Raw genomic sequence first — 12763 nt, 5'->3', positions numbered from 1 at the left:
ATGGCTGACGCGGGCGGGGTGGGCCGGGCGCTGGAACGCATCGGGCGGGAGGACCCCCGCCTGTGCGCGTTCGTCGAGGTGTGGCACGGGCGGGCGCTCGCCGACGCCGGCCGGGCCGGTGGGCTCCCGCTGGCCGGGATGCCGTTCGCGGTCAAGGGGCGTACCGGCATCCGTTCGTACGCGGCCCGGCGGCTGATCGCGGCCGGTGGGGTCGCGGTCGGCTCGACATCGGTGCCCGGCCCCGGCACGTCCTGGCAGACCTGGGGGCTGGGCACCCACGGCCGTACGGTCAACCCGTGGCGCCCCGACCGCACCCCGGGCGGCTCCTCCGCGGGCTCGGCGGTCGCCGTCGCGGCGGACCTCGTGGGGCTGGCGACCGGCAGCGACGGGGCGGGTTCGGTACGGATTCCGGCGGCGTGGTGCGGGGTGTTCGGCCTGAAGACGACGAACGGCCTGCTGCCCTCCCCCGACCGCACCGGGCTGGCGTCCGCCGGGGTGCTGACCCGGTCGGCCGCCGGGGCCGGGACGTACCTGCGCTCCGCCCTGGACGCCTACGAGCCGGTGCCGGCCGTCCTTCCCGTACCGGCCGTCTTCAGCCCCGATCTGGGGTACGCCGAGGTCGACCCGGAGGTCGCGGCGGTCGTCCGGCGGGCGGTGGGGCGGCTGGTGGCGGCCGGGGTGGTGCGGCTCGTGGACCGCACGTGCGGGCTGCTCGACCCGCGCGAGGCGTGGCAGGCGGTCCGGGCCGGGTCGCCGTCCCCGCGCGCCGCGGAGATCCGGCGCGCGAACGACGCCGCACTCGACGCCCTGTTCACCCGTACCCCGCTGCTGCTCACGCCGACCACCCCCAACCGCCCGCACGGCCACGACGGTCCGGGCGAGCTGTTCTCGACCGCGCTGACCTGGGCGTTCAACCTGAGTGGGCACCCCGCCGCCAGTGTGCCCGCCGGACTCACGGCGGACGGCTGCCCGGTCGGGCTCCAGCTGGTCGCGGAGCGCGGGGCCGATGTCTCGCTGCTCGCGACGGCCTGTGCGGTGGAGGAGGCACTGCCCGCCGTGCGGCCGTGACCCCGACGGTGCCGCAAGCGGACCGCGGGGGCCGTGGGGGCCGTGGGGGCCGTGGGGGCCGTGGGGGCCGTGGGGACCACCCCGCCTCAGTCCAGCGGCTCGCGGCGTCGTAGCCACTGCTCGGGCACCCCGCCGACCCCGGTGGCCGCGCCGACGACGCCGCCGGTGATGGCACAGGTCGTGTCGACGTCGCCGAGGCCCTCGGCCGTCGCCCAGAGCGCCGCCTCCAGGTCGTCCGGGTGCCGGGCCGCCGTCCACAGGGCGAACGGGACCGTGTCGTCGGCGCGGATCCGCTGCCCGTTGCCCAGCAGATCGGCCGCCTTCCACGGTTCGGTGGCGAAGGGTACGTCCACGGCCCGGCGCAGCCCGTCCCGTACCAGCCCTTCCGGGGTCCGGTCGGCGACCGCGGCCAGGGTGAACTCGCCGCGGACGGAGAGCGCCGCCGCGACCGCGACCGCCACCGCGCCCGCGATCCCCTCCGGGTGCGCATGGGTGACGGCCGCCTGCAGCGCGGCCTGCCCGGCGGTGAGTTCGAGGTCCTGGTGGAAGCGGGCGCCGAGCGGCGCGACCCGCATCGCGGCCCCGTTGCCGAGGCTGCCGCCCTCGAAGAGCTCGGGGGCCAGGGTGCGCCAGTCGGCCGGTGAGGCCAGCAGTTCGGGCAGCAGGATGTGCATGCCGTGGCCGTAGCCGCGGGCCGGGTCCGCCTCGAAGGCGAGGGCGAAGCAGAGCGCGAGACGGTCCTGCTCGACGCGGCCGTGCTCGTCGAGGACCCGCAGCAGGGCACGGGCGAGGGCGGTGTCGTCGGTCCAGTGCCAGACCGGCTCCTCGGGGGTGCGGCGCGCCTTGATCTCGTCGAACGCCCGGCGGGGCTCGCGGAAGAGCGGGAACCATCGCTCACCGAACGCGTCGCCCAGGGACAGCCCTTCGAGGCTTCGGCGGGCGGCCGCGGGACCTGCGGCGAGGGGCGGGGTCGGGATCGGGATCGTCATACCCGCCATACTCCCCGCGCCGGCCGACGGCGTACATCCGTTGTGGCCCGCGAAGGCGCCGCTTCCCTCACTCTCCCGGTGCGCCCTGCGCGATGGCCTCCTCGACCTCGGCGACCCTGGCCTGTTCCTCCGCCTCGAAACGGTCCCGGTCGAGCTGTTCGGCTATCTCCTCGTCCTGGGCCATGAGCAGGTCCAGGTTGGAGTCGCCGAGCTCGAAGACGCCCATGTCGACGTAGGCCTTCTGGAGCCGTTCGCCCCACAGGCCGATGTCCTTGACGCACGGCACTATCCGGCTGAACAGCAGCTTTCGGAAGAGCTGGAGGAACTCCGAGTGCTCGGAGAGGTCTTTGGCCTCCTGCTTGCCGATGCCGAAGTTCTCCAGCACCTCGACGCCGCTGAGCCGGTCCCGCATCAGGTAGCAGCCCTCGATGACGAACTCCTCGCGCTCGCGCAGTTCGGCGTCGCTCAGCTGCTTGTAGTAGTCGCGCAGCGCCATCCGCCCGAACGCGACGTGCCGGGCCTCGTCCTGCATGACGTACGCGAGGATCTGCTTGGGCAGCGGTTTGGTCGTCGTGTCGCGGATCATGCCGAACGCGGCCAGCGCGAGCCCCTCTATGAGGACCTGCATGCCGAGGTAGGGCATGTCCCAGCGGGAGTCGCGCAGGGTGTCGCCGAGCAGTCCCTGGAGGTTGTCGTTGATCGGGTAGAGCATCCCGACCTTCTCGTGCAGGAACCGGCCGTATATCTCCGCGTGCCGGGCCTCGTCCATGGTCTGGGTCGCGGAGTAGAACTTCGCGTCCAGGTCGGGGACGGACTCCACGATCCTGGCCGCGCAGACCATGGCGCCCTGCTCGCCGTGGAGGAACTGGCTGAACTGCCAGGAGGTGTAGTGCTTGCGCAGCTCGCCCCGGTCCTTCTCGGTCATCTTCGCCCAGTGCGGGGTGCCGTACAGGGTGAGGGCCTCGTCAGGGGTGCCGAGCGGGTCGGCGGGGTCGACCTCCAGGGACCAGTCGATGCGCCTGTTGCCGTCCCACTGCTTGTCCTTGCCCTTCTGGTAGAGGGCGAGCAGGCGTTCGCGGCCGTCGTCGTAGTCCCAGCTGAAGCGGGCGGCGCCGGAGGCGGGTACCTGCCACAACGGCGCTTCGGGGGCGGTGGTGTAGAGGTCGTGTGTCGACACGGACGGCTCCTTCGCCTGGCATGTTTCGGCAATTCCCTTGGCGGTTGCTCCAGTTGGCAGGTTCACACGTTGGTAGACGCCGGGTCAACAAGTCGTGCGCAAGGGATTGACGGCCTTACTGACGAGGAGTCTCATAAGAGGTGACCGCCGGTAACCCCATGTGCGAGGTGCCTCCAGCATGACCACAGTGAGCGAACGCGACGTCCAGCTGCTTCGCGACGCACTCGGCCCGCTCCGGGACCGCGAGCAGATCGCCGAGCGGCTGCTCGCCTCCTCGGCCAAGCATTCCTTCGACCCGGACAAGGAGCTCGACTGGGACGCGGCGATCGAGGACGGCAAGTGGTTCTGGCCGCCCGAGCTGGTCTCGCTCTACGACACCCCGCTGTGGCGGAAGATGTCCGAGGAACAGCGGATGGACCTGTCCCGGCACGAGGCGGCGTCGCTCGCCTCGCTGGGCATCTGGTTCGAGATCATCCTGATGCAGCTGCTGGTCCGGCACATCTACGACCGGCCGGTGACCAGCAATCACGTCCGCTACGCGCTCACCGAGATAGCCGACGAGTGCCGGCACTCGATGATGTTCGGCCGCATGATCAAGTGGGGCGGGTCGCCCGACTACCCCGTGCCGCGCGTCTATCACAACCTCGCACGGGTGCTGAAGACCATCTCCACCACCCCCGGTTCGTTCGCCGCGACCCTGCTCGGCGAGGAGATCCTCGACTGGATGCAGCGGCTGACCTTCCCGGACGAGCGCGTCCAGACGCTGGTGCGGGGCGTGACCCGCATCCATGTGGTCGAGGAGGCGCGGCACGTCCGCTACGCCCGAGAGGAGCTGCGCCGCCAGATGGTGACCGCCCCGCGCTGGGAGCGCGAACTGACCCGGCTGAGCTGCGGCGAGGCGGCCCGCGTCTTCTCCGTCTGCTTCGTCAACCCGCAGGTGTACGAGAACGTCGGCCTGGACCGCCACGAGGCCGTCGCCCAGGTGAAGGCGAGCGGCCACCGGGCGGAGGTCATGCAGTCGGGCGCGAAGCGGCTGACGGACTTCTTCGACGACATCGGGGTGCTGAACGGGGTGGGACGTCGGCTGTGGAAGCGCTCCGGCCTGCTGGCCTGAGCCGGCCGCCCCGCAGGCCCTAGGCTTCGACGTATGACCTCTGCTGCCGCCTCCGCGCCGCCGGCCCGCGCGTACCGAAGGCTCGGCGTCGAGGAGCGCCGCGCCCAGCTCCTCGGTGCGGCCCTCACCCTCTTCGCCCACCGGGCCCCCGACGAGGTCTCGCTCGACGAGGTCGCGACCGTCGCCGGGGTGTCCCGCCCGCTCGTCTACCGCTACTTCCCCGGAGGACGGCAGCAGTTGTACGAGGCGGCGCTGAGGTCCGCCGCCGAGCAGCTGATCCTGTGCTTCGGCGAACCGCCCGGGGGACCGCCCACCGAGCGGGTCACGCGGGTGCTCGACCGCTATCTCGCCTTCGTCGACGAGCACGACACCGGTTTCAGCGCGCTGCTGCGCGGCGGCAGCGTCGTCGAGACCTCCCGTACGTCGGCGATCGTCGACGAGGTGCGGCGGGCGGCGGCCGAGCAGATCCTGCTGCACCTGGGCAGCGGCGAGGCGGCCGGCCCGAGGCTGCGGATGATGGTGCGCACCTGGATCGCGGCCGTCGAGGCGGCGTCCCTGATCTGGCTGGACGAGGGGAAGCAGCCCGCCGCGGCCGAGCTGCGCGACTGGCTGGTCGACCAGTTGATCGTGCTGCTGGCCGCCACGGCTGCGACGGATCCGGAGACCGCGGCGGCGGTGGCGGCGCTGCTGCCGCTGGAGACCGCCGCGGGTCCGGCCGGACGGCTGGCACAGCTGCTGGTCCCGGTGCTCGGCGAGGCGGCCCATCTGCTGCCCCAGGACGGCTGATCGGTCAGACTGGGGAGGTGAGAAGCGAGAGCACCGCCTTCACCGGCGGGCCCCTGGACGGGCGGGTACTGCCCGTCCTCGTCGGCCCGACCGGCCATCCGCCCAAGTGGTACACGGTCCCGGTACCGGCCGCCGACGGCGGTCCCGCGACCGTGTACGCGTACCGCAGGGTGCCGGCCGGCCACTCCAAGCGGCTGGGGCTCCCGCGCGGCTGGGTGTACGAGTACGCTCCCGGGGGCCGCGAGCGGCACAGTCCCAAGTGGCCCTGGTCGAAGCCGGACTGAGGGTACGGGGCCCGATGGAGCGAGGGGCGGTCGGTCTAAGATCGACGCTCTGGTGCCCAGGCACGGTCAGCGAGGGGGGTGCGCCATGGAGGCGCTGCGTCAGGACGATCCACGCCGCTTCGGCCCGTACACCGTGCTGGCGCGGTTGCGCGGGACCGCGAGCAGTGTGCAGTACCTCGCGCGCGACGCGGCCTCCGAGGACGCGGTGGTGATCACCGCCGCCCGCCCCGAACTCGCCGCACTGCCCGCGTTCCGGCGCCGATTCCAGGCGGAGGCCCGCACCGCGGACCGGCTGACCGGAGGCTGGGTCCAGCCCCAGCTGGGCGGCCCGGACGACGCCCCGGACGAAGAGCTGCTGTGGACGGCGGGCCCGTACGTACCCGCGCTGACGCTCTCCGAGGCGATCGACGCCACCGGACCGCTTCCCGAGCGTGCCGTGCGGATACTGGGCGCGGGCCTCGCCGAGACCCTCTCCCGGGTGCACGCCACCGGAGCCGTGCTCCAGGGTCTGGCTCCCCGGACGGTGCTGCTGGCCGAGGACGGGCCGCGGCTCACCGCGTTCGGCCCGCTGGGCGCCGCGGCCGCCGCGGAGGCCCGGCCCGGCGGGCAGTTGTCCGTACGGCTTGGCTATCTCACCCCGGAGCAGGTCGAGGGCGAGGAGCCCGGACCGGCCTCCGATCTCTTCGTGCTGGGCCTGCTGCTGGCCTACGCGGCGACCGGCACGACCCCGCTCGCCGACGGCCCGGCCGCCGAGGCCGCCGAGCGGATCGCCCGCACCGCCCCCGAACTCGGCGCGGTCCCGGAGGAGTTGCGCGACCTGATCGCCCGCTGCCTGGAGAAGGACCCGGCCGACCGGCCGAGCGCCGGGACAGTGGCGGCCGAGCTGGCCCTGGAGGGGGCGGCGGGCCTGGCGAAGGGCGGCTGGCTGCCGGAGCGGTTGGCCGCCGCGGTGGCGGAGCAGGGGGTGCGCGCACGGGAGACGGTCACGGCCGGTGAGCCGGCCGACGCGGTGGCCGGTGGTTCGGCCGGTGCGCCGGCCGACGCGGTGGTACCCGTCCCCGTCCCGGCCCCCGCCCCGGCCCCGGACACGCAGACCGCTCAGCTCGGGGACATCGGGCGCCATGTCCCGAGGACCGACCGGCCGACGACCCAGCTGTCCGTCCCGCCCGAGCTCACCGGCCGCCCGGCCGGTCCTGCTCCGGCCCTGTCCGCCGGACCCACTCCGGCTCTGCCCGGCGGGGTGCCCGCCGTACCTCCGCCCATGGTCCCGGTGGTCCCCCGCCCCCTCCCGGCCCCCACGAGTCGCGCCGCAGCCTCCTCCCCCGCCGTGGACCGGCGCGGTCTGCTGATCGGGCTCGCCGCCGGGGCCGCCGGGCTGGCCGTCGGTGGCGGTGGTGTGCTCGCGCTGGGAGGCAGTGACGGAGGGGACACGGACGACCCCAAGCCCGCGCCGAGCCGCAGCGGTCCCGCCGTCGCGGGGCTGCCGCCGCAACCCCGCTGGGTGTACACGCACCCGGCGGCGGAACCGGCACCGCTCACCGCCGCCGTCTGGAACGAGCGGCTGCTGGTGCTCACCGGCAAGAACGGCGCGACCGGCGTGGACCTGCGCACCGGACGCCGGGTCTGGCAGAACACGGACGCCGCCGGAGGGCGGGCCGCCCTCCCCGCCGGCCAGGACCTCTGCTTCGTCGCCGCCCCCTCCGGGTTCCTCTGGCTGTCGCCGAAGGACGGAAAGACCGTGCACCGGGCGGATCACGCGGACCTGTCCGCCGAGACGCCGAAGCTCTCGGCGCCGGAGTTCGTCGGCTCGTCCGGGCCGGTGATCTGGTTCACCGGGTCCGAGAAGGCCACCGTCAAGGCGCCGCCGCCGAAGAAGGGCAAGAAGCGCGGCAAGGACAAGCAGGTCGTAAGGGCCTATCTCTTCGCGTACGACATCGTGCGGCGCGAGCAACTGTGGCGTACCCCCGTACCCGCCGGACGCGGCCCCGCCACCCCCGTCCACCGGCTGATCGCGGTCCGGCAGAACCACCTGGTCGTACGTCAGAACCCGGCCACGCTCACCCCCGGCGACGTCAGGGCCGCCAAGGGCAAGGCCGTCTTCCGGAGCTTCGACCGCAAGACCGGCAAGGCGCTGTGGAGCAAGCAGTTCGGCACGGTCGCCCCGGACGCGGCGGCCATGGGCGACGACCGGGGCCTGCTGTACGCGGCGGTGGGCGACGACCTCCAGGCGTTCGAAACCCCGGCAGGCAAGCCGAAGTGGACGCTGAACGGCAGCGGCGGGACCCCGTACGGCACCCCCGTCGTCACCGGGACCGTGCTGCACACCACCAACCGCAACCAGGAAGTGGGCGCGGTCGAGCGGGAGACCGGGCGGCTGCGCTGGCGGCGCTCGACGGAAGCGGCGATCGGCACCGCCGCCCCCGCCGTCACCCTCAGCACGACCGGCCGCACACTGCTGGCCGCGGACGGCTCCCAGGTCACCGCGTTCGCCGCCGACGACGGGCGGCGACTGTGGAAGTTCCAGGACATCGGCACCCAGGACCCGAAGGGCCCCACGGTCACCGCCCCGTACCGGGTGCTGGCGGCCGGCCGCACGGCCGTCGTGCAACGCGACCGGATCTTCTACGCGTTCCCGGTCGCCTGAGCGAACAGCGCGTCGATCCAGGCGTCCCCGGGTGGCGGCACGAAGAAGTACCCGCCGCCGGTGGTGAGGATGTACTTGGCCATGGCCTCACCCCCCAGGCGCTTCTGCACAGCCTCGAACCCATTGGCCAGGTCCCGCTGGAAGCTGGAGAAGATCAGCCCGCTGTCGCCGCTGCCACGGTCGTAGTTGTAGCTGCGGCGCACCAGGGGCGGCGGGTTGCGCCGATCGGGGGCGGCGAGCCGCACATGCGAATCCAGCGGTGTGGCCCTGCCGTTGGGGTCTGCAGCGAAGCTGGGCTGCTCGCCGGTCGGGGTACCGTCGAGCCATCGGCCGTCGCGCCGACGCCCGATGACGCGCTCCTGCTCGCGGACGGAATCCTTGTCCCACAACTCGGTCGCGAACCGCACGATCCGAACTACTTGATAGCTGCCGCCCACGGCCCAGTCCGGTTCGCCCTGCCCGCTGCGCACAACGGCCCGATCGGCCACCTCGCGCTCGGTGCCCGGATTCCCGAACCCTTCGGTGAAATGGAACGGATTACGGGAAAGCCCCTTGCCGGCCTCGACCCGGTTCTCATCCCGGAACCCGTCGACCTGCCATCGCACACGCCACCCGGGAGCCTGCCTCACCACTTGCTCGGCAGCCTCCTGCACTGCCCTCTTGCCGGCTCCGGTCACCTGTACGAGCACGTCCCCGTGCGACTGTTCCGGGTCGAGCAGATCCCCAGCAGAGGCTGGCATTTCCTTCAGTTGGCGAGGACGTTGCGCCCCTCCGGGCACCCCTCCGGCAAAAACACGGCTCCCCAACGCAAGCCAGGCGTCTACGCCGTCTCTGTCAGCCGCCACAACCGACTGCTGCAACCGGGTCAAGGCGGCCTTCAACGCTTGGGGCTTCTGACCGGACAGATCACCAGACAGATCAAGGGCCATGACTCGCGCACAAGCGGCAGGCAGCGAGCCTCGCAGAGAAGCCAACGAGCGCATGGAATCACCGGGTGACGTCTGGAAGGGCGAGGCATTCGTCGCGATCACGCCGGCCCCGCCTGCGGCCACCACGGTCGCGCCCAGCAATATGCCTCTTCTGCTTCTCACGCCCACATCCCCACCCCAGGGCCGACCTTGAGGGCCAGGACCCAGAACATCGCGACACGTTCACGCCGAACCGCAAATCTATAGGGGATATCCAACTGCCGACGGGCCTCCAGCCGGCTCGGATGACCTTGGGGTGGTCGGTGACGATGCGCCTGAACAGGTCATGGCCGGTGCGTCCGGCATGGACAAGCGCCCAAGGCTGGAAGGACAGCGGCCTCGTCTTCACCACACCAGCAGGAGGGCCGATCGATCCAGCGAACCTCAATCGCAGATTCCGCGCCCTCCTCGATCGGGCCGGGCTCCGCCGCATCCGCTTCCACGACCTACGGCACTCCACCGCCACCCTGCTCCTGGAGCAGGGCGTTGACCTCGTCGTGATCAAGGAGCTGCTGAATCACGCCCACATCGGCGTCACCGCTGGCGTCTACGCCCACGTACGACTCCGGCTCCAACGCCAAGCCATCGACGCCCTCGGCAACGCACTGGATGCGACCGACGACGAAGCTGGCGACCCACCGCCACAGCCGTCGTCCGCTGATGTTGCCGTCAACTACTGCCGTCACCCACCCCAGAAGCCCTGCCAGGGCGCCTGACGGGGCTTCTAGTTTGCTGTCGATATCACTCAGCGAGGCAGCTGAGACAGCATCTGTGCGAGGTCGTCCGGAAACTCCGACATGTGCGATTCGGCGCAGTAACTCACGGCGCAGGCCGCAGAGACCAACTCCATCGCCGAATACTCGCCGCTCGACAGCATCCTGGCACACATTCCCAGAGGGACCACAAAGTCCGCTTGAGCTTCGTCCGTTAGCGAATCGAGCAAATCAGATTCCTCCGAGAGAACCAGCTCCACGATCGAACTCAAGACTCCTGCCAGTTCAGAGGCGTCCACTTCACGAGAGAGTTCGACCATGTCTTCGTATTCGGCGAAGCCGAATCGATTGACCCGGAGATGTTCCCTGCTCACGTCAATTCCCATCGAAGCTGATTCCTTGATTCCGCAGCCTGGGCTGGCAAACCGTTGGGCAAGGAATGGCGGGGGTGCCGTGTGCACCACCGGGCGGCGAATTCAATCCCTTCGCCTTTACCACTTCGAACGATCCCCCTCGAACTCCAGCTGCACCCTCGGCCGCCTCGACCTGGACGAGACACATTGTCTCGGCGCACCCCGCATGGTAACGACCACCCCCCGGCGTAAACTGCCGAACAAGGGAACCCACCTCTCCACCGGGGGTTGGCGTCAGATCATGACCCGAGTGACCAAAGTACGCCCGACCTGACGGGGACGTATATTTCGCCGCAAAGAAGGGGCCATCAACCTTGTTGAAGCCGGGACGCAGGCAATCGGCACAGTCCGCAATGTTGCAGTTGTGAACAAGAACCGGAGTTACCCTCGCCCGCACATAGTACGTGCGCTACGCGACCCCTCTCTATCTGCGTATTCGCAGATCAGCGGCGGTTTCGGGTTCCGCTGGTGTCCGTGGTTGTGCGGGGGAATCCGTGGGTGTTGCCGTCGCTACTGCCGTCAGGGGTGCGGGGTGCACGGTGGTGCTGCCGCTGGGGGGTGTCGGCACAGGGGGGTCTTCCCCTCCGGACTGATCCACGGAAGCAAGCGGGGACCTCCCGCACCCGACGCAGCGTCGTACAACTCTCTGCGCCGCATGCGGTCGGCGTCACTCCTGGGGTGGCTCACTGGGCACCCCCGGCCTGGGTCACGGATGGCGGACGCATCGACCGTAGGCACTGACTGACTGTCACCCCACATAAGAGCCATGACAGTTCGCGACTCTTGGTTCACGAATTGCCACGCTGCGTGGCAGCTACCCGACAACGCCCAGGTAGTCGGCCATTTCGCGCATCTCCGTGGTGAGGGTGCGCTTGCGTTTACCGAGGATCTCCTGCATGGTCTCGGCGGCCCCGTTCTGGTGCCGCAGCCACTGCGGGGCGGCTTCCCGGGCGCGGGTCAACTCGTCCATGGCCGCGGGCAGGTCGCCGGTCCGGGTGTGGGCGCGCGCCACATCGAGGGTGAAACGGTTCCCGTCGTTGGTGCTGGGCCTACCCAAACGCTTCCACGCCTTGGTCGACAACTCCTCCTGCTCGCCGACCTTGCGTACTACCGCGCGGGCGTCGCCGATGACCAGGGAGTCTTCGAGTGCCTTGACAGCGACGGTGACCGGCCCGAAGACGGACCAGTGCCGGGAGACGTTGCGATGCGCCGTCCCGACAGCGGTTGCCGCGACCCGGGCGGCTTGACGGTACTCCTTCGCTTCGTCGGGACGGTTGTTCCTCGCGGCCGCGGCGGCGGCCTCCATCGCCAGGCCGCCCCACACCGCGTAGTGGTCCGGCTCGGCCCCAGTGATCTTCGGCTCCACCGCGTCCATGCTCTGGGCGGCGACCTGTTCCGCCTCGTCCAACCTTCCCTGCCTCACCAGCAGCCAGCACATGCAGCCGACACCTGAGCCCGCCGCAAGCATGTCTCCGGCCCGGCGGGCGTCCATGATGGCGCCACGCACAGCGGCATATGCGATGTCGTACTGCCGTACCTGGGTGAGGTAGGTGCCGGCCAGACGCAGCGCCTCGGCGCGGGCCAACAGGGCCTGCCGGTGCTCGTCCCCGCTGTCGTAGCAGGCGACGGCTTGTGCGGCATCACGCAGCAGACCCGGCAGTTGAGCCGCGACGCTCTTGTAGCTGTCGGAGAAGTACAGCACCCGTGCGACTTGCAGCGTCCGCCGGAAGATGCGCAGGTTCGGTTCCTCGGCCACGGCCTCGGCGTCCTGGTCCACGAGCCCAACGGCCGGGGTGAGCGCGGCGCGGAGCTGGATCAGGTTGACCCGGTTCGGCTCCTCGGCCCGCCCCACGGGCTCCGGTGCATCCGAGGCCATCAGCGCGGCCGTGGTCACCCCCAGCGCGCGGGCAAGTGTGTGCAAGGTCTCCATGCGGACGGTGCCGCCCTGCTCGGCCTTGCGCACGGTGCCCGGCGACACGCCTGCGGCGTGGGCCAGTTCCTCCTGGCTCATCCCCACGCGACGCCGGTACTTGCGGACGTTGTCAGCCAACTCCGTAATCATCAACTCACCACCTCCCACTCCACGGTACGCCCGGCCGGCACATCAGCCGGGGGTGATCCGGCAGACACCCACCCGCAGGCGTGCCCCACCACCTGGTGGGCCGGAACTCCGGCAGGATCGGGGCCTGAGCGGGAGGGGGTTCCTCGTCGGTCGGGCAGCTTCGCCGTACCAGGGTTCCCCGGGGGTTCCTGGTACGCCTCCGGTGACCGGGCGGCGAGGGACCCCTCTCGCGACCCGCGACCACCCACCACAACGGAGCCGCACCCGTACTCACCCCCCTGCCACTCGGAGAGAGGGCCGGGGTCTGGGGCAGAGCCTCAGGATGGTTCGCTGTGTTGCCTACTGCGCGCCCGGAGCGGCGGGGAAGTCGCCAGCGGGGCGGAGACAGGAGCGGGCGGCGGCCCCGCCGGGCCGGAGCGCGCGCGGGCCGCGCCAGCGGGCCGCCTTGAACGGGTCTGTCAAACGAGCGGTGTAACTCAGGTTGTTGGAGTTACTGGCGTGCTGCGGAGAGCCGGCCGTCGAAGGTGATGTCGAAGGCGTTGAGT

At 71.2% G+C, this 12763-nt stretch carries 10 protein-coding genes and 1 pseudogene; 6 read left to right on the top strand and 5 right to left on the bottom strand.

Going from position 1 to position 12763, the window contains the following annotated elements:
• Positions 1-1068, top strand: a complete 1068-nt coding sequence (locus ACFVX4_RS22240) for an amidase family protein (protein WP_389980057.1) — start codon at positions 1-3, stop codon at positions 1066-1068.
• A gap of 86 nt (positions 1069-1154) precedes the next feature.
• On the opposite strand, the gene ACFVX4_RS22235 is transcribed toward ACFVX4_RS22240, so the two are convergent.
• Positions 1155-2057, bottom strand: a complete 903-nt coding sequence (locus ACFVX4_RS22235; protein WP_389980055.1) for an ADP-ribosylglycohydrolase family protein — start codon at positions 2055-2057, stop codon at positions 1155-1157.
• Between the two features lie 67 nt (positions 2058-2124).
• Positions 2125-3234, bottom strand: a complete 1110-nt coding sequence (locus ACFVX4_RS22230) for a ferritin-like domain-containing protein (RefSeq protein ID WP_389980052.1) — start codon at positions 3232-3234, stop codon at positions 2125-2127.
• 178 nt (positions 3235-3412) lie between these two features.
• Between ACFVX4_RS22230 and ACFVX4_RS22225 the strand changes: the two genes are divergently transcribed.
• The 4 genes from ACFVX4_RS22225 (at position 3413) to ACFVX4_RS22210 (ending at position 8062) form a co-directional block, all read left to right on the top strand.
• Entirely contained in the window at positions 3413-4348 is a 936-nt protein-coding gene (locus ACFVX4_RS22225) for a diiron oxygenase (protein WP_389980049.1), read from the top strand.
• 33 nt (positions 4349-4381) lie between these two features.
• Positions 4382-5134, top strand: coding sequence for a TetR/AcrR family transcriptional regulator (locus ACFVX4_RS22220; protein WP_389980046.1), 753 nt, complete (start codon positions 4382-4384; stop codon positions 5132-5134).
• Between the two features lie 17 nt (positions 5135-5151).
• Positions 5152-5418 carry a hypothetical protein gene (locus ACFVX4_RS22215; protein ID WP_389980043.1) on the top strand — a complete coding sequence of 89 codons (267 nt, stop codon included), beginning with the start codon at positions 5152-5154 and terminating at the stop codon, positions 5416-5418.
• Positions 5419-5503: 85 nt separating this feature from the next.
• On the top strand, positions 5504-8062 hold the full coding sequence (locus ACFVX4_RS22210; protein ID WP_389980041.1) for a PQQ-binding-like beta-propeller repeat protein: 2559 nt from the start codon (positions 5504-5506) through the stop codon (positions 8060-8062).
• Here ACFVX4_RS22210 and ACFVX4_RS22205 read toward each other — a convergent pair.
• The gene (locus ACFVX4_RS22205) at positions 8041-9132 is read right to left on the bottom strand and encodes a Dyp-type peroxidase (RefSeq protein ID WP_389980038.1); all 1092 of its coding nucleotides are present in this window, start codon (positions 9130-9132) and stop codon (positions 8041-8043) included. The two genes, ACFVX4_RS22210 and ACFVX4_RS22205, sit on opposite strands and share 22 nt — an antisense overlap.
• 218 nt (positions 9133-9350) lie before the next feature.
• Here ACFVX4_RS22205 and ACFVX4_RS22200 point away from each other — a divergent pair.
• Positions 9351-9746: pseudogene (locus ACFVX4_RS22200) on the top strand (tyrosine-type recombinase/integrase); the annotation flags it as partial.
• Positions 9747-9775: 29 nt separating this feature from the next.
• Here ACFVX4_RS22200 and ACFVX4_RS22195 read toward each other — a convergent pair.
• Both ACFVX4_RS22195 and ACFVX4_RS22190 read right to left on the bottom strand, forming a co-directional pair.
• Entirely contained in the window at positions 9776-10129 is a 354-nt protein-coding gene (locus tag ACFVX4_RS22195; RefSeq protein ID WP_389980035.1) for a hypothetical protein, read from the bottom strand.
• An 841-nt stretch (positions 10130-10970) separates the two neighbouring features.
• The gene (locus ACFVX4_RS22190; RefSeq protein WP_389980032.1) at positions 10971-12206 is read right to left on the bottom strand and encodes a helix-turn-helix domain-containing protein; all 1236 of its coding nucleotides are present in this window, start codon (positions 12204-12206) and stop codon (positions 10971-10973) included.
• Positions 12207-12763: the final 557 nt, after the last annotated feature.

Source organism: Streptomyces sp. NPDC058240 (assembly GCF_042882135.1).
Classification (GTDB): domain Bacteria; phylum Actinomycetota; class Actinomycetes; order Streptomycetales; family Streptomycetaceae; genus Streptomyces.
The sequence above is the reverse complement of the archived record's forward strand: the minus strand, read 5'-3'. Positions and strand labels throughout refer to the sequence as shown.